The organism is Nocardia sp. NPDC101769 (genome assembly GCF_044766925.1).
Lineage (GTDB): Bacteria > Actinomycetota > Actinomycetes > Mycobacteriales > Mycobacteriaceae > Nocardia.
Genome location: NZ_JBIWMX010000023.1, coordinates 1 through 19,499 on the forward strand (window position 1 = coordinate 1; position 19,499 = coordinate 19,499).

Here is a 19,499-nt window from a genome sequence, read left to right on the forward strand (position 1 = left end):
CCCACCGCAGCAGTATCGGTCACATCGATCGTTGTCGTGTCAGACATCAAGTGCCACTCCTTGATTCGGAGTTACACCGTTGTTTTTACAGTCCCAAGATCAACGGGCGGTATCGATTAACTTCGACGGTCCACGCTTGTCCTGCTACGTCCGGCCAACCACCGACGCCGACGGTATTACTCGGTCACTGGGAGATCCCGGATATCGAGATACGCTGTGTGCCTTGATCAGCCAGACCGTCGTATCTATTGAAGAAGCTGTCGGCACCGCGCTTGTCCTGCGGTTCGCGAGTTTACGAACGACAGTGCGACAGAGCCGTTGTTTCCAGTCCCCACCGAGGTGCGCCAGAGCTGTTGTCTCGACATTTCCCCGGAGATGAAGTCGAGGCTATCGCGGGGGTAATTCGAGAACGCGGGTGGCGAGGAGTTCGGTAGCGTCTGCCAGGCCGGTGTAGGCGTGCAGGTGCGGGGTGGCGGCGATGTCGTTGATGGTGTTGATGATGGCTTGCACCCGGATTCGAGCGTGGATGGATTCCTGAGCGGGGTGGAGTTGGCGCAGTAGGTCGACCCACTGGGTGATGTAGTCGTGCTGGGCGGTGCGGATGCGATGGCGCTGTTGGGGACCCAGTTGGTCGGTGTCGCTGGTGAGTAGGCCGATGAGGGTTGCGTTTTCGAAGGCGAATTCGGTGTAGCTGTGCAGTATTCGGTGCAGGGCGTCGGCGGGGCCGGTGGCGCGGTTCAGCTGGCGGTGCAGGTCGGCCTGCAATATCAGGTTGCCTTGGTCGAGGATGGCGGTGAGGATGTCGGCTTTGCTGGCGAAGTGGTTGTAGATGCTGGGGCCGGCGATGCCGACAGCTTCGCCGATGTCTTCCGTTGCCACTCCGGCGTATCCGCGTTCGCCGAACAGAATTGTCGCCTCGGTGAGGATCGCGTTGCGGCGCGACGGCCACCAGGCGCGGTGCTGCGGGGATGGCGCAGGCGTGGTGGCGGGCAATGGCAGAACCGGGGCGGTGATGAGGGCATCGATCATGTCCGCCAGTAGCCCCTGGTATTGCTCGCGGGGCAGCTCGAGGCTGTGGAAGGAAACGCTGGTCGCGACGCCTAGGACGGCCCAGGCGAGCATGTCGGCTTGTTCGAAGCTCAGTTGTGGACGCTGTCGTGTGATCAACGCGGCCAGTCGGGATGCGATGGCGCGTAGCCGGTTTCGCAGCGTAGTGCGGGCGTTGCTGTCGAGGTAGCGGGCCTCGCGGTGCCAGAGTGCTCCGATGCCACGATGGTCGAGCATGGTGGCGGCGAGTGTGGCTGCGATGTCGGTTGTGGGGTCGTCGTGCAGCCGGTCGAGGGCGGTGTCGGTGGTGGCGAGTGCGTCGGCGATGACCGCGTTGAGTATGTCTTGTTTGTTGGGGAAGTGCCGGTAGAGGGCGGACGGGCCGATCGCGACGGCGTCGGCGACATCGCCGACGCCGACGTTGGTGTAGCCGTTCCGGTAGAACAGGTCTGATGCTGCTGTCACGATGAGGGCGCGGCGGTTGGCCGGGCGGGTGCCGCGAGCGGGACGGGTTCGAGCCTGCTCATCCGTTTCGCTCACGGCATACCCTTTCTTCCTGGCCGATGCGGCCCCCGACTCACTATAGGGAGCGGGCGACGAGTTCTTTCATGACCTCGTTGGCGCCGGCGTAGATGCGTTGCACGCGAGCGTCGGCATACATGCGCGCGATCGGGTACTCCAACATGTATCCATAACCGCCGAACAGTTGCAGGCAGCGGTCGACCACCTGGCCCTGGACATCGGTGGTGTAGGCCTTGGCCATGGACGCGGTGGGACCGTCGAGTTCGCCGCGCAGGTGTCGTTCGATGCAGCTGTCGACGAAGACCTGAAGGTTTTCGCGCCGTTGATCACATAGGTGCCACCCTCGCGCACGGCAGTGGTGCGGATGGCCTTCAGGTCCGATCCCGTGCCCGGTTCAGTCATGGCGATGGCCAGTACCAGTTCTCCGGTGGCGGCTTTGGGCAGCCACGCGCGTCCCGGGTCACCGCGTCGGGTCAGATGGTCCCGCCGTACTCGGCCGGGATGGAGGCGCATAAAAGGCCCAGATCGCCTGCCTTGTTCCAGAATTCACGGTCGACGCATTGCTGTTCGGCGAATCGTTGCTCGTGTGGCAGCAGTTCGGCTTGAAAGAACTTCGTGGCCATATCGTGCAGTGCCGCGATTTCGTCGTCGATCCACGGCGAGCGGTAGGACAAGCTCATGGGTGCCTCAGAAGATGTAGCCGCCGCCGCAGACCAGGGTTTGGCCGCTGACGTAGTCGGATTCGGGTGTGCACAGCAGATATACCGCGCCTGCGGCCTCGGCCGGGGAGCCGGCGCGGCCGAGCGGGATCATGCGCTCCATCGCGGTGAGCAGTTCTGGGTTCACGCCGACCTTGAGCTGGCGGCCCTGCACGTCGATGGTGCTGTTGCCGTCGGCCGACGCTTCGGTGAGGCGGGTCTTGATGAACCCGAACGCGACCGTGTTGACGGTGACGTTGTAGCGGCCCCATTCCTTGGCGAGGGTCTTGGTCAGGCCGAGGACGCCGGCTTTGGCGGAGGAGTAGTTCGCTTGTCCCGCATTGCCTCCGGTGCCGGCGACAGAGGAGATGTTGACGACCTTGCGGCCGTGCACCGGTACCCCTGCCGCCTGTGCCTGCTTGACCAGTCCGGCGATCACCGGCTGTGCGGCGCGCAGGATCCGGAACGGCGCCTTGAGGTGCACGTCGAGAATGGCGTCCCACTGCTCGTCGGTCATCTTCTGGATCACCGAATCCCAGGTGTAGCCGGCATTGTTGACGATGATGTCCAGGCCGCCGAAGTTGTCGACCGCGGCGGCGACGAACCGGTCGGCGAAACCCTCCTCGGTCACGCTGCCCGGCACCGCGACCGCACGCCCGCCCGCGGATTCGATCGCGGCGACGGTCTCCGTCGCGGGTTCGGCATCGAGGTCGTTGACGACGACGGCGGCGCCCTGGCCGGCGAGCTTGAGCGCGATCTCACGGCCGATGCCGCGACCCGAGCCGGTCACGATGGCGACGCGATTGTCCAGATTTCCCATGTGCAGCAGGTCCTTTCGAAGATGTGGGGTGCGGTGTCAGAGGGCTACTACGGCGGTGCCGGTGAGCGTGACGGTGCCATCGGCCAGGGTGACCGCGAGGTCGACGGTGGCGCGGCGTTCGCCGTTCACGTCCTCGATGGCGACGATGGTGCCGGTGGCGGTCGGCTCGGCGAGAACCGGCGTGATCGCCGCGAACCGCACGTGATAGGAGCGGATGGCTTCGGGCGCGACCCAGTTGGTGAGCAACCGGCCGAGGTAGGCCATGGAGAGCATGCCGTGCGCGAAGACGTCGTCCAATCCGGCGGAGCGGGCGACGTCGGTGTCGATGTGGATCGGATTGTGGTCACCGGATGCGCCCGCGAACAAGGCCAGTGTGGTGCGGGTGACGGTCCCCGCGGCGACCGGCGGCAGTTTGGAGCCTACGGTGATATCGGTTGTGCTGCTGGTCATTTCCCTGCTCCCGGATGCCGGACGACGAGTACGGACTGCAGCTCGGCGACGAGGCTGCCGTCAGCGCGGGTCAGCGTGGACTCCTTGACGACGAAGTCGAGTGCGCCGCCCTTCTTGCTGTAGACGTCGGTGATCCTCGGGCTGACGGTCACCACGTCACCGGCGTGGGCGGTCGAGTGGTAGGTGAAGCGCTGTTCGCCGTGCAGCACGTGGCGCAGGTCGACGCCGAGATCGGCCAGCCAGGCGAAAGGATCGGGGTTCTCGAGCTCGATGGCGAAAAGGTAGGTCGGCGGCACCGGCAGCGTCGCGTGCCCGGCGGCGCGGGCGGCCTGCTCGTCGGTGAAGATCGGATTGGTCTCCCCGATGGCCTTGGCGAACAAGCGCAACCGGCCCGCATCGATGGTCATCGTGGTCGCAGGTAGCACGGTGCCGACCGCGCTGGGATCGACGGTCACTGGTTCAGCTCACTTTCCGGTAGAGGGTCACGACGGCCGCGCCACCGAGACCGATGTTGTGCTGCAAGGCAATTCGCGCATCCGGGACCTGGCGGGCGTCGGCTTGTCCGCGCAGTTGCCAGACCAGCTCGGCGCACTGCGCCAATCCGGTCGCGCCCAGCGGGTGCCCCTTGGACAGCAGTCCGCCGGACGGGTTGGTCACCACCCGCCCGCCGTAGGTGTTGTCGCCGTCGGCGATGAACTTCTCGGCGGTGCCCTCGGCGGTCAGGCCGAGGGCTTCGTAGCTGAGCAGCTCGTTGGTGGTGAAGCAGTCGTGCAGTTCGACCACCGGGATGTCGAGGGGATCCACGCCGGAGTCCTCGTAGACCTGCTCGGCGGCAGCCTTGGTCATCTGATAGCCGACGATGCTGATCATCGAAGCGTCGGCGAAGGTGGACGGCAGGTCGGTCGTCATCGCCTGCGCGGCGATCACCACATCCGATCGCAGACCGTGCGCGCGGGCATAGTCCTCACCCACCAGCACCGCCGCCGCGGCACCGCAGGTCGGCGGGCAGCACTGCAGCCTGGTGAGCGGCCCGTAGATGCGCGGCGCGGCCAGCACCTCCTCGACGGTCACCGGGTCACGAAACACCGCGTACGGATTGTTGGCCGCGTGCCTGCGCGCCTTCACCGAGATCTGCGCGTACACCGCGGGGTCCATACCGTACTTCTCGGCGTATTCGCGGCCCGCGCCGCCGAAATACCGGGCAGCGAACGGCTCGTCACCGTCACCCTGCAACGGGTGTACCACGGTGTCGAAACTGTCGAACGGTGACGGACGATCGGTCCACTTCGCGCCGAGCGCCCCACGCTCCATCTGCTCGAACCCCAGCGCCAGCACCACATCGGCGACGCCGTGCTCGATGGCCTGCCGCGCCAGGAACAGCGCCGAGGACCCGGTCGAGCAGTTGTTGTTGACGTTCACGACCGGAATGCCGCTCGTACCGACCCGGTAGAGGGCGGCCTGCCCCGACGTCGAGTCCCCGTACACGTACCCGGTGTAGGCCTGCTGGATTCGGTCGTAGCTGATCCCGGCATCGGCCAGCGCCGCGCGGGCGGCCTTCTCGCCCATCCGGTCGTAGGACTCGGTTCGGCTGGGCGTGGTGAACGGGATCATGCCCACGCCCGCGACCACGGCACGTCTGCTCATTCAAGAACTCCTACACTGGAAAACTATTTGATATTCACTTAATAGACGATGCAGGGAGGACGCGCAAGTGCCCAACATGGTCACTTCTAGTGTTAGTCAGCGAAAGATGCGAATCGGCGAACGGCTCATGCTGTGTCCTACGTGTTGTTGCTGTGCTCTTTACAGCTATCAGGTTTTCACTTACGGTAGCGGATGAGAGGCGGGTCACACTGCAGTCGGGGGTTGCTCGCCGGTAACGAATTCGACCCAGGAGAAGCAGCCCATGCATACGATCGACGCGACACTGCGAGCAACGGCGGCCCGGGTGCCTGATCGCCGGGCTTTGGTGTGCGGTCCGGTGGAATACAGCTATGCCGAACTCGACGCTGCGGTCGGCCGGGTCGCCGGGGTGCTGGCAGATCACGGTCTATGCAAGGGTGACCGGCTCGCCCTGCTGGCCACCAACTCCGAGCGGTTCGTGCTCGTCTTCTATGCCGCTCATCGGCTGGGCGCGATCTTCGTGCCGATCAATCCCGCTTCGGCGAGCCCTGAGGTCGACTACATCCTGCGCGATTCGGGCGCAACCGTCCTGGTGTTCGATGCGGCCATGGAGAAGACGGTGCACACGCTCGCCGTCAGCGGCCTGCCCGAGGGCCTGCGCCTGCTGTCGCTGGGTGCAGCAGCCGGATCCGAGGATCTGATCGCCGCCACCGCACACCACCGCGACGATCCGATCGCCGACATCGTCACCGCCACTGACGACGCCCAGTTGCTCTACACCTCCGGCACCACCGGCGCGCCGAAAGGCGCACTGTTCGACCATCATCGGGTGCTGGCCACGGCCGCCGGCGTCATCGCGATGTGCGGACTGGCCGACGCCGACGTGCTGCTGCACGTCGCACCGCTCTATCACGCCGCCCAACTGTGCATCATGCTGATCCCCGGCACACTCGTCGGAGCCACCCACATCGTGCACAGCGGCTTCGACCCCGCCGCCACGCTGGACACTCTCGAACGTGAACGCGTCACCATGTTCTTCGGCGTTCCGACCATGTACCAGTTCCTGCTCCGCCTGCCTGATTTGCCGCGTCGCGACCTATCCGCCTGGCGCACCGGCATGTTCGGTGCGGCGCCCATGCCGCCGGCCGCCGTGCAACAACTCGTCGCCACCCTGCCCGGCGTGAACTTCATGCAGCTGTGCGGCCAGACCGAGGCCGGTCCCGGCGGCATCTTCGCCAATCGCGACCAAACGCGCCAGCGGCCCGACGCCACCGGGCGACAAGCGATAGTGGGCATGCAGTTCCGCGTCGTCGACTCCGACAGCAACGACATCATGCCCGGCGAAGCGGGGGAACTGCTGCTGAGCGGTGACGGAGTCATGAAGGGCTACTGGAACAAGCCCGAGGCCACCGCCGCCACCCTCGTCGACGGTTGGGTGCACACCGGCGACGTCTGCCGACTCGACTCGGATGGCTACGTCACACTGATCGACCGGCTCAAGGACATGATCATCACCGGTGGCCGCAACGTGTACTCGGTCGAGGTGGAAGCAGCCATCGCCGCGCACCCCAGCGTGCTCGACGCCGCAGTCGTGGCCAGACCGCACCTCGAATACGGTGAAAGCATCGTCGCGGTGGTAGTACTCGCCGACGGGGCCGGCCTGACCCTCGAAGAACTACGCGCCTTCGCCGCAGACCGCATCGCACGCTACAAGCTTCCACACGACCTGGTCCTCGTCCCACAGATCCCGCGCAATCCCTCGGGCAAGATCCTCAAACGGCAACTGCGCGAAACTCTGCCGGCCCCAGCGGAACTGGTCGAGGAACACCGAATGAGGCAGCGCCGTACCGACGATCCGGACCCTCACCGAGGCCGTCGCAGCGCTATGCAGCCATGAGGTCAGCGCGGTCGAGGTGATCGAGGCTGCCCTCGCCAACGCCGACCGCCACGATGGCGCCATGGGAGTGTTCATCAACCGGGTTCGACGAACGGGCCCGGGAACAGGCCGAGCGTGCCGACGCCAGGATCGCCGTCGGCGCACCGTTGTCGGCGTTGGACGGAATACCGGTGGGAGTCGAGGACATTGTCGCTCTCCCGCATGGGCCGACGACCGCGCAGAGTCTCGTTCTCGATCCCGAATGGGCCCGCGCGGTGACCTGCTCGATCGATGGACCGGCTACGGCCTCGGAACCCGGGGCGTCCTCGCTGCGGGTGAGGCTGTGACCGGCGCGGATTATGTTCAGGCGCAACGTGTCCGGCGAATTGCGCAAGATCGAGTCAGTGAGCTCCTCGACGATGGGGATCTTATTGTCACACCGACCAGTCACCTGGGCGCATCGCGGCTGGATGCCATCGACCAACATCAGCCGATGGCGGTCTTGGCTTCCCTGCATGCCCTTCGGCGCACAATTACGCCTCGAAAGCTCATCCCATTCCGGGGTCAACCGACGCCCACGCTGGAGCGTTCCGGTTCGGTGGGCCCTTGGGGCGCGTGCAGATCCCGTGTCGCTCCTGCCCGAAGCCAGCGCAGCGCGTGGGGTCGTGGCGGGGCGGTGCGCGTCAGACGGTTTTCGCAGGTGGGATGTTGTGGTTGATCCGGAAGATGTTGTCCGGGTCGTAGGCGGCCTTGAGTAGGGTCAGTCGCTGGTAGTCAGCCGGTGTGTAGCCGCGGCGGACGTCTGCGGTGGTCGTGTCGCTGGTGGACATGAAGTTCGGCAGTGTGGTCCCGGTGTCCCATTCCGCCAGGCGGTTCAATATGGCCAGCTGTGCGTCGTGCGAAGCGGCAGCAGCTTGGGCCGGTGCCGGCATGCTCATCGACAGGAGAAACTCGCCCTGCGGTCGGCCGAAGGCGCCCGGCCGGGTGGCGGGCCGGCTCAGGGCCCCTCCGAGGTGGCGTATCTCCACCGAGCCCGGCGGCAGGCTCGCCGCCGGTCCCGCGATGTCCAGGAGGGCGTCTGCCGCCGCTGCGTCGATGCTGCGCAGGACGGTTGCCCGGGACCAGGCAGGTGTCGGCTGGGTCGGCTCGCCATAGACCTCGCCGATGCGGGTGTAGGGCATCTCGGCGACGGTGTCGCGCTCCGGGCCGAGCGCGCGCAGCGGCGCTACCCGTTGTTCCCCTTCCTCGGCGGGTCCGGTGTAGACGATCCGCAGATGGATCAGCAACCGTGCGCGCTGCTGGTCGGGCAGGGCGGGGCTGTCCGGGAAGCGGAGCAGCGCCATCGAGGAGCACATGTCCTCCGGTTGCTCTGGTAGCCAGGCGAGGTACCGCCTCAGCACGGTTTCGGCCTGTGCGCCGGAAAAGAAGAGACCGCCTCCGTACAACCGCGTCATGGGCACGAGGTCGATGTCGGCGGTCGTGACCACGCCGAAGTTGCTCTTGCCGCCGCGGATCGCCCAGAACAGGTCGGTGTCGGCGGAAGGCGACACCGACCGCACGTCGCCGTCGGCGGTGACCACCTGCATCGACCGGACATGGTCGGCTGCGAAGCCGAACCTGCGTCCGAGGACGGGAAGCCCGCCGCCGGTCAGATAGCCCATGACCCCGACGCCCGGGGCGGAGCCGTTGAGCGGGGCAAGCCCCGCCGTCGCGGTCTGGGCGACTACCTCGCCCCATCGCAGGCCGGCACCCACACGGGCAGTGCGGGAGTCCGGGTCCACCGACAGTTCGGTCAGCTGTCCGGTGTTGATGAAAACGGCGCCGTCGGCTGGTAGGGAGACCCCGTGACCGGTGGCCTGAACGGCGACCGGAAGACGGGCGCGGGCGGCATGCCGGACTGCTTCGGCGACGTCTTGGGCGCAGGTGGGGATCACGACGACCGCCGGACTGTGGGTAGCGGTCAGGTTCCAGCCGGCGTGCTGTTCGGCGAAGCCCTTCTCGCCTGGGAACAGCGTCCGGACAGTCAGATCACGCAGCGCCGAAGCATCGTTCGAAGTCATGGCGTGTCGCATTCTGGAAGACGGATCGGGTCTGGTCCCCGACGCGCTTTCGCCAGGTCCCCAACCGCCGTCCTGCCGATCAGGGGTCCACGCTGATGCGAAGATATGCCGGCCGATAGCCCGACGGCCCTCATCCGCATCACCCTTTCTAGCACGGTCAGCCGGTGAGAGCGGGGTAGTCGGTGTAGCCGTGCTGGTCGCCGCCGTAGAAAGTGGCGCGGTCGGGATCGTTGAAGGGGCCGCCGGCGGCCAGGCGGTCGGGGAGGTCGGGGTTGGCGATGAACAGAGCGCCGAAGCTGATGATGTCAGCGGTGCCGTCTTCGATGAGCGTGAGTTCGCCGGGGCCGGTCACGGCGTCGGGGGTGGAGGGGTTGAGGATGAAGGTGCCGCTGAACCGCTTGCGCAGCTGAAGGGTCAGCTCCCGGTCCGGACCTTCCATCACGTGCAGGTAGGCGAGACCGAGTGGCTCGATTGCTGCCACGAGGGCCTGGTAGGTGTCGTGGTAGCCGTCCTCGGTGATGTCGTTGTACGTCACGGCCGGGGAAATCCTCAGGCCCACGCGGTGGGAGCCGATGGCGTCGGCGACCGCTCGGGTGACCTCGACGGTGAAACGGATTCTGCCCTGCACCGAGCCGCCCCAGCCGTCGGTGCGCTGGTTGGCGTTGGTGGATAGAAACTGGTGCAGCAGGTAGCCGTTGGCGCCGTGCAGTTCGACCCCGTCGAAGCCGGCGGCGATCGCGTTGCGGGCGGCCTGCGCGAAATCGTTGATCGTCTCGGCGATGCCGGCCTCGGTCAGCTCGGCCGGGGTGACGAAATCCTTCATGCCCTGGTGGGTGAACACCTGGCCGGCCGCGGCGATGGGCGAAGGGCCGACGGGCATCAGCCCGGCGGGTAGCAGGCTGGGGTGACCGATGCGGCCGGTGTGCATCAGCTGCGCGAAGATCACGCCGCCTTCGCGGTGCACTGCGTCGGTCACCTGCCGCCATGCTGCGACCTGCTCGTCCGAGTGCAGACCCGGGGTGTCGATGTAGCCCTGGCCGACTACCGACGGCTGGGTGCCCTCGGTGATGGTCAGCCCCGCGCTTGCGCGCTGCGCGTAGTAGGTCGCCATCGCTGCCGTCGGGCTCGCACCGGCTCCATACGCGCGGCTGCGGGTCATCGGGGACATCGCGATGCGGTTGGCCAGGCGCCTACCGCCCAGGTCGATCGGATCGAACCCAGTAGTCATGATCACAAACCAGTCTTTCGTGAGAAGGTGTGGCGACGGCCGGGCCGACCGACCGCGTATCCGCCGGTGCGAATTACTCTTGTTCGAACAGGTAAGTCGCTTCGAGCATTCCCGCGACGCAGTGAGGCCAGCCACAGTCGTTGCAGCTGCATCGATACCATTTCCGTACGTCGAGATTGGGTGCCAGAGGCGATTCGACTACTCTCGTTATCTGTCTGGTCAACTTCAAGGGGAAGGGGCTGCATGGTCCAGAGCGAACCGGTTTGCGGAGGGAAACCGGCCCAGCCGGCCGACGAGGCGGGCCGTGCCGATGCGACGGTGCCGCTGCCCGTGTCTGCCCGTACCGGGCCGATCAGTCATGCGATCTTCCGCGTCGCCCGCTTGCACCGTATGCTCGCCGGCCAGCTCCTGCGCCGCGTGGGCCTGCACCCCGGCCAGGAACTGGTGATGATGCAGCTGTGGGAACTCGGGCCGCAGCGTCAGACCGACCTCGTCCGCCTCCTGGACTCCGACGCCGCCACCATGACCCGCACGGTCCAGCGCCTGGAACACGCCGGCTTCGTCCGTCGCAGCCCCTGTCCCACCGACCGGCGAGCCACCCTTATCGCGGCCACGGTCGCAGGGCAGGCCCTGCGCCACGAGGTCGAACGCATTTGGGCCGAACTGGAGGAGCGCACCACCGGCGACCTCACCGCTCAACAGCAAGACGCCTGCCTGGGTGTCCTCAACCGCCTCGAAAGCAACCTCGCCCGCGCAGCCGATACCCGCACCTGAAACCGGCGGCCGGTATCGGGTCAGGGCTGCCAATGGTGCCGGTGCAGATAGTTCTCGAAGGTCAGCATGTCCGGGTTCAGCGTGCGCAGGCTGTCGAGATCGGCTTCGTAGCCGGTGGTTTCGAACCAGCGGTTCATCACATACATTTCCTCGCCCTGCCGGTCGCGGAATTCGTCCCAGGAGATCGGTGCCACGGCGACGGGCCGTTGTGTGACCCGGGTGAAGACCTCGGCTGTTTCGGTCATGGACAGCTCGTCCCCCGCCAGGTCCACCGACCGCCCGATCCAGTGCTCCGGCCGGGTGAGGGCCAGTAGGGTGAACGTGCCGATGTCTTCGACACTGACCTGCTGCAGCGGCCGGTCCGCAGACAGCGGTGTCACCAACGAGCCGTGCATGATCTCCTCCCGACGGCCCTCCCAGTTCTCCATCAAGAACACCGGCCGCAACACGGTGAAGGGCAGTGAACTCGCCGCCAGATGCCGTTCCACCTCGTACTTGCTGTCGAAATGCGGAATCCCGGTGTTCTTGTCGGCACTGCCGACCGAGCTGAAGACGAAGTGTCCGACCCCCGCTTCCGCGGCGAGATCCACCATGAGCTTGCCCTGCGCCACCTCCCCGTCGTAGCCGGCTTCGAAGAACTGGGTCACACAGAACACCGAACCCACACCGGCCAGAGCACCGCGTATCGAGTCCGCGTCACCGAGATCCCCGGCCACGACCTCGGCACCGTGATCGGCCAGGGCACGCGCAGAGGCTTTGCCCGGATTTCGGGTCAGCGCCCGCACCGGCACACCAGCCCCCAGCAGGCGCCGCGCCACCGCTCCCCCCTGTTGGCCGGTGGCACCAACCACCAAAACCGGAGAATGGGACCTACCAGCGTCAGAATTCATCGGCGATGACCTCCAGACCATCAGGCGGAACCACCCGGCCGCAAGGCGCAGCAGACGTCCGCATCACCACTGTCGGCACCAACCCGATCAGTCTCACCAGCGAGAAGCTGCCCAACCCCGCGCCCGTGTGTGGGACCCGGCCAACCCCTGCGACAGGGTCCGTCAGTGCTCGCACTGGACAGCGCCCTGCCACATACGCTTCAGGCCGGGCATAGCGCGCCTCGGCTTCGGCGAGCGCCCGATACAGCGCCGCGGCCGAGGAGTTCTTGCCAGCGATCGTGCCAGCTATGACGACCGGCTCCTTGGACCGACACGCGACGCTGGCACCGGTACCTCTTTTCGCCCCGCGCTCGGTATTCGTTGCGGTCGACTGCGGCGCCGACGTGTCAGCTGTGGTTGCCGGTCAGACGCGTCCGCGACCGTCCCGACGACAGGGCTGCAGTGACGGAACACGACAACCCCTATCAGGCGGGACAACCGAGCGCCGAGCGTGTACGCCACTGCCCATTCGGCGACTCGGGTGGCCGGAGAGGGACTACGGTGCGAGATATGGCCGACTACGGACGTCCTGTCGAGTTCGGAGCATTCCCCACGCCCGACGCCGCCCGGGCGCCCGATGTCCTCGCCCTGGCGCAGCTCGCTGAACGAGCGGGCCTGGAGTTCGTGGCGATCCAGGATCACCCGTACCAGAGCCGTTTCTTGGACACGTGGTCTCTGATGGCGGTGGTACTGGCCCGCACCGAACGAATCCGCGTGTTCCCGGACGTGGCCAACCTGCCGCTGCGTCCGCCCGCTGTCATGGCCAAGGCGGCTGCCAGCCTCGACATCCTGTCCGGCGGACGTTTCGAGCTCGGCCTCGGCGCGGGCGCGTTCTGGGAGGCCATCACCGCCATGGGCGGCCCGTCCCGGACCCCCGGGCGGGCCGCGGCCGCTCTCGAGGAAGCCGTCGATGTCATCCGGCTCCTGTGGTCCGGCGAGCACTCGGTGCGCTACGACGGTGAATGCTATCGGCTCGCCGGCGTCCATCCCGGCCCTCGCCCCGCTCATCCTGTCGGCATCTGGCTGGGCGTGCTCGGGCCGCGTCTGCTGAACATGCTGGGCCGCAAGGCCGATGGCTGGTGCCCCTCCAGCAGCTACGTGCCGCCCGAGAAACTGCCCGCTCTGCAGCATCGCATCGATGACGGCGCCGCCGCAGCCGGCCGCGATGCGCGTGAGATCCGCCGCGTCTACAACGTTTTCGGTGCCATCACCGACGGTCCGTCCGGTGGCTTCCTGGTCGGCCCGCCCCGCAAGTGGGTCGAGGAGCTCACAGTCCTTGCCCTGGAGTACGGCATGGACACCTTCGTCTTCGGCGCCGAGGCCGACGACCCCGTCCAGCATCAGCGTTGGGCTGCCGAAGTCGTCCCCGCCGTGCGCGAAGAAGTCTCCCGGCACCGAGGCGGGCGCAACTGAGTCGACCGCCGCTCCCGCACGAAATCGTCATCACAACCGAAGCTCGGCGATGACGTTGGTGTTCGACTTGCGGGGTTGTCTCATGGTTCGTGTTCTCCGGGGAACCTTGGTGTGCGGGCGGTCATCTGGTCGGCGGTGGCGTTGGGCGTGTATTGCTGGGTGAGTCGTCTGGCGACGGTCTCCCAGTTGTCGGCAATCCGTTCGAGCGGGATGTTCTGCTCGCGTATTTGATGCAGGACCAAGTGCGCGTCGAGGCCGGCGAGCAGCAGTTGAGCGGTGAGCAGCAGGTCGCCCGGGGTGCCGGACTGCCCGAGCAACATCACGGCGTGGTCGAGCATGGCTGCGTAGGCCCCCTCGGCGAAGATCGGGCCCACAGCCATGAGCACGTCACCCTGGACCGGTATCAGCTCGAGTTTCGCGCGGCCGAACGCCACCAACCGGTCGACCGGGTCGGCGCCCGGCCCCAACGGCGGCGGGCCGGAGATCATCGCGGCCTGCAGCCGGCGCTCGGAGTGGTCGAGCAGCGCCAGCATCAGGCCAGAGCGGCTGCCGAAGCGTCGGTAGACGGTGCCTTTCCCGACGCCGGCGTGCCGGGCCAGCTCATCCATCGTCAGCGCGGCGGGTCCGTGTTCGGTGATCAGCCGGGCCGCCGCTTCCAGAAGAGCGCGCCGGTTACGGGCGGCATCGCTGCGTTCGTTCGGCACGTCGGTGTCGGGAATCGTCAGTAGCGCCGGCTCGCCGCAGGGCTGGTGAGCGATCTCCTCCTGGGCGGGTATCCCAAGGATCATACCTGTCTGAACAGTTAATCTGCCGCGATCATTTCCAGCTGCACTGCATAGAGGTTCACCAGCGCAAGCTATCCAGTGGTCCTGATAGGCCGAACCTTCTCGAGGGCCGTATTCTTGATCACACAACCAATTAGTTGATTGAGCGGAGCTATGTCAGCGTTTGTTCGAACATGCGGGCAGTCTCGACAGCGATTGGCGTCGACGAAAGGGGCGGCTGTGACCGGGCCCGTCACCGGCAACAGCGCTCGGGGGTGATGAGCCCCCTGCGTCACACCGGGGGAGCAAGCCGGCGCAGCGAGTGCCGATGGATCATTGGTTGGCCGAGGTGCGCTTGCGCGGGGCGGCCGACGCGTAGGGGTCCGCGTCGATGCCCCATGAGTTCACCCAGTTCGGGATCAGCTCGATCCAGCGAGGGCCGAAACCGGGCCCGAGGACCTCACCGCCGGACTCGTGAATGCGTACGTCGCCTTTGACGGTGACGCCGCGGGGCGTCCATGTCGGCTCGGTGACGAGGTCGTCGACAACGAACGCGGCCTGCGGATTGACGCGGAGGTGGCGAATGTAGAGCCGCTCCCGACCCTGGAACGAATGGCCACCGATCTTGATGACCTCATGCTCGGGGTCGAGGCGGAACCCGGTCGGTATGACATGCGGTAGGCCCGACTTCCCTGTGGTGGCCAACCGTCCCAGTGGCTGCTGCAGGAGAAACTGCTTCTCGTTCTCGGTGAAAAAGCCCATGGTGGTGCTCTCCTTTCTGGATCAGTCGGTGCGAAATGGTTATCCGGGGTGTTCGGTATCCGGATCGGCCGGCGCGATCAACTCGCGCAGCAAAGGTGTCGTCAGCGCCACGATGTCATCGATGTCGGCGGCGTGCAGATCGGGCATGCGCAGCAGATATCGCTGGCTGGCAATGCCCATGAGTATCGCCTGGACCAGGGCCGCGCGCAGTCGCGCATCCGGCGCGTCGATATCGGCGGCGAGCTTGTCCACGGCCTGGACCGTGATGTGGGTGCGCAGGATCTCGGCGGCCTCCTCGCTGGTCATGCTCGCGCGCAGGAGGACCGCCATCGGACCGTCGGGCTGGGCTGCCCAGCTTTCGAGGATGCCCCGTATCTGGTTGGACGCAGTGGCGGCCGGGTCGTTGGACAGGATTCGATCGAAGGGGATCTCCCAATGCACAACCTCACGGAACAACTGAAGTTTGCTGCCGAAGTACTGAATGACCGATGACTTGTCGACCTCGGCGGCCGCGGCGATTGCGCGAACCGTCGCACGCTCGAATCCGACCTCGGCGAACGTGCGCCGTGCCGCATCCACGATGCGTGCCCGGGTGCGCTCACCCTTGGCCGAGCGCGGCTGCTCCGGCATGTGATCCGCCCCTCCCTAAAAATAGACAAGCGTTGAGATATCGTGAGTATAGCCCACCACGCCACCCGGACAACGAAGGAGACAGTGATGCGCAAGCTCCGCTCGAACCCGGCGACGAGGGTCTTCAACCGCATGATGAGCGCCCGCGCCCGCCGCAACAGAGGCCGGGTCATGGGCATGAACGTTCTGGTCCTGCACACCACCAGAAGAAGGCAGACCGGGTCATTCCGGTGATTCGCCTGTCCGCCACCGGGCAGACCCCGCAGCCACCACGAGCCCTTCGATGACCATGGCGCCGTATCCGGACACACGTGCGAGGAATACATGACAGACACCCGGACCGACACAACCGAGCAGGTATCGCCCATGGGGGTGCATCCGGTCGTGCTCGAGGCGCGCGATGGGTGCTGCGGCTGGTGCCAGCGGTGGCCCCGGCCGACAGCCTCGCGCAGCGCAGCGCAGCACTGCTCGGCGCGGGCGTGCGATGGCAGCTGTCGACCCCGCACACCCTCTCGAGCGCGGTCAGGCTCCCGGAGGCGTTCACGCTGTCGGGAACCGCGCCGACCCCGCTGGCCCCCACCGCAGCGACGACCGAGCCGACTACCCCGGCCGCTTCCTCATCCACTGCCACACCCTCGAACACGAAGACATGGCCATGATGGCCAACCTCGTCACAAGCCGGGATTGAATCCCGATCCTCCTCCCCGAAAGGAAATCATGACACCAGGACAGAGCACGCGTTTCACCGACAAGGTCGCGGTGGTGACCGGCGGCAGCCGAGGTATCGGCGCGGCGGTCGCTACCCGGCTGGCGGCCGAGGGCGCCGTCGTGGCCATCGGCTACCGCGGCAACCAGGAGGCGGCCGAACAGCTCCTCGCCACACTGCCGGCCGGGCGCGCAATCGCGGTGCGCGCGGACGTCGCCGACCCCGACCAGACCGCGGCACTGATCGAGCAGGCAGTCACCGAGTTCGGCCGACTCGACGTGTTGGCCTCCTGCGCCGGTATCGAGCATTTCGGCACGCTCGAGAGCCTCACTCCGGGCGAGTTCGACCGCGTTTTCGCCGTCAACACCCGCGGCCAGCTCTTCGCGGTCCAGCACGCCGCCGCACATATGCGCGAAGGCGGCCGGATCGTGCTCACCTCATCGGTCAGCGCCTCCCGCGCGGTGTTCGGCCACACCCTCTACGCCGCCTCCAAGGCAGCGGTGGAATCGATGGTCCTCAACCTCTCCGCCGAACTGGGCCAGCGCGGCATCACCATCAACGCCATCGCCCCCGGTGGCACCGCCACCGATATGGCCACCGAGCACGGCGCCAGCTACCAGCACCCACAACTACGTGACGTGCTTTCCATGGCACAGTGGCTATCGGTGCACGGCGCGCTCGGCCGCCTGGCCGAACCCGAGGAAATCGCCGCCGGCTACGCCTTCCTCGCCTCCGACGACGCCGCCTACATGACCGGCCGCACCCTCCAGATCGACGGCGGCTTCTTCTAAATCACCCGACCGTCCTCGGGGCAGGTCATACTCTGCTGCGAAATCGAAGTCGTCTCGGTGGTCAGGTGCGGCAGCGCGCGCAGACCACGGATCAAGGTGGCGAAAGGGTGCGGCGGGTGGTCGCACGCCGACATCTTCATGCGGGGGCGTCGCGCAGACGCCCAGCTCAGCACCCAGCGGGGGCCGAGCTGGTTACCGACATTTCGTGGGAAATCCTACTGCCATGAGGTGGGGAAATCCGCGGGCCGAACGTCACAGTGACACAACCGCACCGGGTTCGGTCCCCACCGCCGCAGGCCACGCGGGGGAGGACCCCGCCCCTCCGGGCGGTGGTCGCCGACGGGCCGCCCCGCCGGGTGCCGGACATGAGGACGAGTATCGGCCGCCGCGGCGTCGATACGCCAGACCGTGAGCCCGCAGGCTGCCCGCATGCCGATGGTGTTCTGGGCCAGCCGAACCCTGCGGTGGCCGGCCACACCAAAACCGCAGTCCTGCATCGACTTTCGACACGTGACGCAAGACTTGGAGACACCTCATCTGACCGCAGTGCCCTAGTGTCTCCCGCATGACAGAAGATGCCGCCCGCCGAGGATGCGGTCGGCGACCCGACGACCATGGCGGGACCGCAATGACCGCACTCGACGGCTGTGCTGGTCGGGTATGAGGCCGGTGTCAACGGTCAGATGGTGCGGTAGATCGTCAGTCTCGTGAACCAGCCGGCGCAGGAACGCCACGACATGTGCATCGAGGTTCGAAGTGGGTCATCTCGGTTTGCGGCGAATGACCCGGTTCTCGAACATGATTCCGCCGATCAGCATCGCAAAGAGAACGGTGAAGCCGAGCCACATTGCCGTCGCCTGACCGACGGCACCCGCGGCCAGGATCGCCGCGAATGCCACGAGTAGACGCCACGCCCGAACCAGAAACACAATCCGCCCCCATAATTGCGATGATCTTGTCGCCTCGATCCTAATCACGGTCTGGCGCAGGGCAACTCGCGGCTGCCGTCTTCATCTTCGAGATCACCATCGCCGAACCGACCCTATCAGCACAGCTCGGACAAACACCTGGGGGAGCCGCACCAGCGGCGCCTGCGGTGGCGCATGGGGGGGTCGGTGTCGGCGTAGGCGAATCCGGTGCCCACGCCGAACACGATCGGGACGGCGAGCGCGGCGACAGCAAGCGCTGTTCTCGAGACAGTTCTCCTGGACGCGGGGTACGGCACAGTGGACCGCGCCCTCTGGGGCGAGGTAGCAATGGTGAATTTCGTTGGGCTCCTAGACATTCGGTGTTCGTTCGGTGTCTTGATCGGATCGCTGTGGCTACCGGCGTCCAGCGTGGCTGCCGCGCTAGCGGCGGCAGGGCGAGTCGGTTCGGCTCGTGCGTGTCGCACGACGGAACCGAAACCTACGGCACCAAGTTGATAGCCTGCGGCCATCGCGATCATGGCCTGACCTGTGTCGGTGTCGGTGCGGCCTTTCGCAGCTGGCTACGGTGTGGGCATGGGTGATTGGCGCGACGACCGGATCGGCAGTGCCTTGGGTGGGCAGAATCCGACGGTGATGCGTCGGCTCAGGGCGGGGTTCGCTGTCATCGGTGACACGCAGTTCCTGCCCGGTTATTCGCTGCTGTTGACCGATGAGCCTGCGGTGCAGCGTCTTTCCGAGCTGCCGCGCCCGCGCCGGGTGGCGTTTCTGGCCGATATGGATCGGCTGGGGGAGGCGGTCGAGCGGGCGTGTGGGCGACTGGATCCGGCTTTCCGGCGGGTGAATCTGGAGATACTCGGGAACACCGACCCGTTCCTGCATGTTCACGTGTGGCCGCGATTCGATTGGGAGCCCGGCGATCTGGTGGGCGGCCCGGTGTGGCTGTATCCGCGCGATCGGTGGACCGATGAGCGCTACGCACTCGGCGCGCGGCATGACGAGATCCGGAAGGCGATCATCAGCGAGCTGGACGCACTACCGGAGTGAGGGAGAGCGGCAGCGGCCTGAGTGCTCGCGCTCGCCACCGATTTTCGGCCCGCGAGTACCCCGGTCCTGGGCGGCCACCCGTAACGGGGGAACTGGTCGTCCGTTATGAACAATCATGGGGAGAGCATGCGACAGAGTCGATGGCTGCGGCGGCGAGGAGGGTATGCGCCGGCTGCTCGAATTGTGGATGCTGTACGAGTAGATCCCTCGGTGGCGGAGTATCACCACGATTGCCTCGGTGCTGATCGACCGTTACCCCGCGCTCGCCGCACTGCTCATCGATATCCGCTGCCGATCGTGGATGATCGGATCGGTGTTGGAGCGAAAGCGCGAGCACCACACGATCAGTCAGCGCTGTTGCCGATGCCAGAGCCGAGATGCGGCGAGGGCGCGGTGTGGCTGTGGGCGGGTGTTCCGGGATGCGAGCGCGTTG

General features: G+C 66.5%; 20 protein-coding genes and 1 pseudogene. 7 read left to right on the forward strand and 14 right to left on the reverse strand.

Going from position 1 to position 19,499, the window contains the following annotated elements; all coding sequences use genetic code 11:
- Nucleotides 1-387 precede the first annotated feature (387 nt).
- From ACIRRA_RS29885 to ACIRRA_RS29910, 6 genes and pseudogenes are all read right to left on the reverse strand, one after another.
- Nucleotides 388-1,587 (reverse strand): TetR/AcrR family transcriptional regulator, encoded by a 1,200-nt coding sequence (locus tag ACIRRA_RS29885; RefSeq protein ID WP_402774906.1) that lies wholly within the window; start codon nt 1,585-1,587, stop codon nt 388-390.
- 40 nt (nt 1,588-1,627) lie between these two features.
- Nucleotides 1,628-2,249: pseudogene (locus tag ACIRRA_RS29890) on the reverse strand (acyl-CoA dehydrogenase family protein).
- A gap of 7 nt (nt 2,250-2,256) precedes the next feature.
- Nucleotides 2,257-3,087, reverse strand: a complete 831-nt coding sequence (locus tag ACIRRA_RS29895; protein ID WP_402774908.1) for an SDR family NAD(P)-dependent oxidoreductase — start codon at nt 3,085-3,087, stop codon at nt 2,257-2,259.
- A gap of 36 nt (nt 3,088-3,123) precedes the next feature.
- A complete protein-coding gene (locus ACIRRA_RS29900; protein ID WP_402774911.1) occupies nt 3,124-3,537 on the reverse strand; it encodes a MaoC/PaaZ C-terminal domain-containing protein in 414 nt (137 codons plus the stop codon).
- Nucleotides 3,534-3,992 carry a MaoC family dehydratase N-terminal domain-containing protein gene (locus ACIRRA_RS29905; RefSeq protein ID WP_402774913.1) on the reverse strand — a complete coding sequence of 153 codons (459 nt, stop codon included), beginning with the start codon at nt 3,990-3,992 and terminating at the stop codon, nt 3,534-3,536. Before ACIRRA_RS29905 ends, ACIRRA_RS29900 begins: the two co-directional genes overlap by 4 nt.
- A 4-nt stretch (nt 3,993-3,996) precedes the next feature.
- Nucleotides 3,997-5,181 carry a lipid-transfer protein gene (locus ACIRRA_RS29910; protein ID WP_402774915.1) on the reverse strand — a complete coding sequence of 395 codons (1,185 nt, stop codon included), beginning with the start codon at nt 5,179-5,181 and terminating at the stop codon, nt 3,997-3,999.
- A 262-nt stretch (nt 5,182-5,443) separates the two neighbouring features.
- On the opposite strand from ACIRRA_RS29910, the gene ACIRRA_RS29915 reads away from it, so the two are divergent.
- The gene (locus ACIRRA_RS29915; protein WP_402774917.1) at nt 5,444-7,057 is read left to right on the forward strand and encodes a class I adenylate-forming enzyme family protein; all 1,614 of its coding nucleotides are present in this window, start codon (nt 5,444-5,446) and stop codon (nt 7,055-7,057) included.
- On the opposite strand, the gene ACIRRA_RS29920 is transcribed toward ACIRRA_RS29915, so the two are convergent.
- The 3 genes from ACIRRA_RS29920 to ACIRRA_RS29930 all read right to left on the reverse strand — a co-directional run bounded on the left by ACIRRA_RS29920 (nt 7,044) and on the right by ACIRRA_RS29930 (nt 10,324).
- Nucleotides 7,044-7,244 (reverse strand): hypothetical protein, encoded by a 201-nt coding sequence (locus ACIRRA_RS29920; protein WP_402774919.1) that lies wholly within the window; start codon nt 7,242-7,244, stop codon nt 7,044-7,046. The genes ACIRRA_RS29915 and ACIRRA_RS29920 overlap by 14 nt on opposite strands.
- 475 nt (nt 7,245-7,719) lie before the next feature.
- Nucleotides 7,720-9,096 (reverse strand): FAD-binding oxidoreductase, encoded by a 1,377-nt coding sequence (locus ACIRRA_RS29925; RefSeq protein WP_402774921.1) that lies wholly within the window; start codon nt 9,094-9,096, stop codon nt 7,720-7,722.
- Between the two features lie 157 nt (nt 9,097-9,253).
- A complete protein-coding gene (locus ACIRRA_RS29930; protein WP_402774924.1) occupies nt 9,254-10,324 on the reverse strand; it encodes an alkene reductase in 1,071 nt (356 codons plus the stop codon).
- Between the two features lie 243 nt (nt 10,325-10,567).
- Here ACIRRA_RS29930 and ACIRRA_RS29935 point away from each other — a divergent pair, with 243 nt between their 5' ends.
- A complete protein-coding gene (locus tag ACIRRA_RS29935; RefSeq protein ID WP_402774926.1) occupies nt 10,568-11,098 on the forward strand; it encodes a MarR family winged helix-turn-helix transcriptional regulator in 531 nt (176 codons plus the stop codon).
- Between the two features lie 20 nt (nt 11,099-11,118).
- Here ACIRRA_RS29935 and ACIRRA_RS29940 read toward each other — a convergent pair whose 3' ends face one another.
- Entirely contained in the window at nt 11,119-12,009 is an 891-nt protein-coding gene (locus ACIRRA_RS29940) for an NmrA/HSCARG family protein (RefSeq protein WP_402774928.1), read from the reverse strand.
- Nucleotides 12,010-12,537: 528 nt separating this feature from the next.
- Between ACIRRA_RS29940 and ACIRRA_RS29945 the strand changes: the two genes are divergently transcribed.
- A complete protein-coding gene (locus ACIRRA_RS29945) occupies nt 12,538-13,440 on the forward strand; it encodes an LLM class flavin-dependent oxidoreductase (RefSeq protein ID WP_402774932.1) in 903 nt (300 codons plus the stop codon).
- Between the two features lie 80 nt (nt 13,441-13,520).
- On the opposite strand, the gene ACIRRA_RS29950 is transcribed toward ACIRRA_RS29945, so the two are convergent.
- The 3 genes from ACIRRA_RS29950 to ACIRRA_RS29960 form a co-directional block, all read right to left on the reverse strand.
- Complete coding sequence (locus ACIRRA_RS29950; protein ID WP_402774934.1) at nt 13,521-14,228, reverse strand: TetR/AcrR family transcriptional regulator; 708 nt, start codon at nt 14,226-14,228, stop codon at nt 13,521-13,523.
- A 309-nt stretch (nt 14,229-14,537) separates the two neighbouring features.
- Nucleotides 14,538-14,966: a pyridoxamine 5'-phosphate oxidase family protein gene (locus ACIRRA_RS29955; protein ID WP_402774936.1), complete on the reverse strand. Its 429-nt coding sequence runs from the start codon at nt 14,964-14,966 to the stop codon at nt 14,538-14,540.
- Between the two features lie 39 nt (nt 14,967-15,005).
- Complete coding sequence (locus ACIRRA_RS29960) at nt 15,006-15,596, reverse strand: TetR family transcriptional regulator (RefSeq protein ID WP_402774938.1); 591 nt, start codon at nt 15,594-15,596, stop codon at nt 15,006-15,008.
- A gap of 87 nt (nt 15,597-15,683) precedes the next feature.
- On the opposite strand from ACIRRA_RS29960, the gene ACIRRA_RS29965 reads away from it, so the two are divergent.
- The 3 genes from ACIRRA_RS29965 to ACIRRA_RS29975 all read left to right on the forward strand — a co-directional run bounded on the left by ACIRRA_RS29965 (nt 15,684) and on the right by ACIRRA_RS29975 (nt 17,093).
- Complete coding sequence (locus tag ACIRRA_RS29965) at nt 15,684-15,830, forward strand: hypothetical protein (protein ID WP_402774939.1); 147 nt, start codon at nt 15,684-15,686, stop codon at nt 15,828-15,830.
- A gap of 250 nt (nt 15,831-16,080) precedes the next feature.
- The gene (locus ACIRRA_RS29970) at nt 16,081-16,284 is read left to right on the forward strand and encodes a multicopper oxidase domain-containing protein (protein WP_402774941.1); all 204 of its coding nucleotides are present in this window, start codon (nt 16,081-16,083) and stop codon (nt 16,282-16,284) included.
- A 29-nt stretch (nt 16,285-16,313) separates the two neighbouring features.
- Complete coding sequence (locus ACIRRA_RS29975) at nt 16,314-17,093, forward strand: SDR family NAD(P)-dependent oxidoreductase (protein WP_402774943.1); 780 nt, start codon at nt 16,314-16,316, stop codon at nt 17,091-17,093.
- A 761-nt stretch (nt 17,094-17,854) separates the two neighbouring features.
- On the opposite strand, the gene ACIRRA_RS29980 is transcribed toward ACIRRA_RS29975, so the two are convergent.
- A complete protein-coding gene (locus ACIRRA_RS29980; protein ID WP_402774944.1) occupies nt 17,855-17,992 on the reverse strand; it encodes a hypothetical protein in 138 nt (45 codons plus the stop codon).
- Nucleotides 17,993-18,595: 603 nt separating this feature from the next.
- Between ACIRRA_RS29980 and ACIRRA_RS29985 the strand changes: the two genes are divergently transcribed.
- Nucleotides 18,596-19,066: an HIT family protein gene (locus ACIRRA_RS29985; RefSeq protein ID WP_402774946.1), complete on the forward strand. Its 471-nt coding sequence runs from the start codon at nt 18,596-18,598 to the stop codon at nt 19,064-19,066.
- Nucleotides 19,067-19,499: the final 433 nt, after the last annotated feature.

Coding starts and splice junctions, on each gene's coding strand:
- ACIRRA_RS29925 (WP_402774921.1), bottom strand. CDS start 9,096: ATGACTTCGAACGATGCTTCGGCGCTGCGTGATCTGACTGTCCGGACG.
- ACIRRA_RS29910 (WP_402774915.1), bottom strand. CDS start 5,181: ATGAGCAGACGTGCCGTGGTCGCGGGCGTGGGCATGATCCCGTTCACC.
- ACIRRA_RS29895 (WP_402774908.1), bottom strand. CDS start 3,087: ATGGGAAATCTGGACAATCGCGTCGCCATCGTGACCGGCTCGGGTCGC.
- ACIRRA_RS29900 (WP_402774911.1), bottom strand. CDS start 3,537: ATGACCAGCAGCACAACCGATATCACCGTAGGCTCCAAACTGCCGCCG.
- ACIRRA_RS29965 (WP_402774939.1), top strand. CDS start 15,684: ATGCGCAAGCTCCGCTCGAACCCGGCGACGAGGGTCTTCAACCGCATG.
- ACIRRA_RS29935 (WP_402774926.1), top strand. CDS start 10,568: ATGGTCCAGAGCGAACCGGTTTGCGGAGGGAAACCGGCCCAGCCGGCC.
- ACIRRA_RS29985 (WP_402774946.1), top strand. CDS start 18,596: ATGGGTGATTGGCGCGACGACCGGATCGGCAGTGCCTTGGGTGGGCAG.
- ACIRRA_RS29975 (WP_402774943.1), top strand. CDS start 16,314: ATGACACCAGGACAGAGCACGCGTTTCACCGACAAGGTCGCGGTGGTG.
- ACIRRA_RS29920 (WP_402774919.1), bottom strand. CDS start 7,244: ATGTCCTCGACTCCCACCGGTATTCCGTCCAACGCCGACAACGGTGCG.
- ACIRRA_RS29955 (WP_402774936.1), bottom strand. CDS start 14,966: ATGGGCTTTTTCACCGAGAACGAGAAGCAGTTTCTCCTGCAGCAGCCA.
- ACIRRA_RS29940 (WP_402774928.1), bottom strand. CDS start 12,009: ATGGTCTGGAGGTCATCGCCGATGAATTCTGACGCTGGTAGGTCCCAT.
- ACIRRA_RS29930 (WP_402774924.1), bottom strand. CDS start 10,324: ATGACTACTGGGTTCGATCCGATCGACCTGGGCGGTAGGCGCCTGGCC.
- ACIRRA_RS29945 (WP_402774932.1), top strand. CDS start 12,538: ATGGCCGACTACGGACGTCCTGTCGAGTTCGGAGCATTCCCCACGCCC.
- ACIRRA_RS29950 (WP_402774934.1), bottom strand. CDS start 14,228: ATGATCCTTGGGATACCCGCCCAGGAGGAGATCGCTCACCAGCCCTGC.
- ACIRRA_RS29970 (WP_402774941.1), top strand. CDS start 16,081: ATGGCAGCTGTCGACCCCGCACACCCTCTCGAGCGCGGTCAGGCTCCC.
- ACIRRA_RS29960 (WP_402774938.1), bottom strand. CDS start 15,596: ATGCCGGAGCAGCCGCGCTCGGCCAAGGGTGAGCGCACCCGGGCACGC.
- ACIRRA_RS29915 (WP_402774917.1), top strand. CDS start 5,444: ATGCATACGATCGACGCGACACTGCGAGCAACGGCGGCCCGGGTGCCT.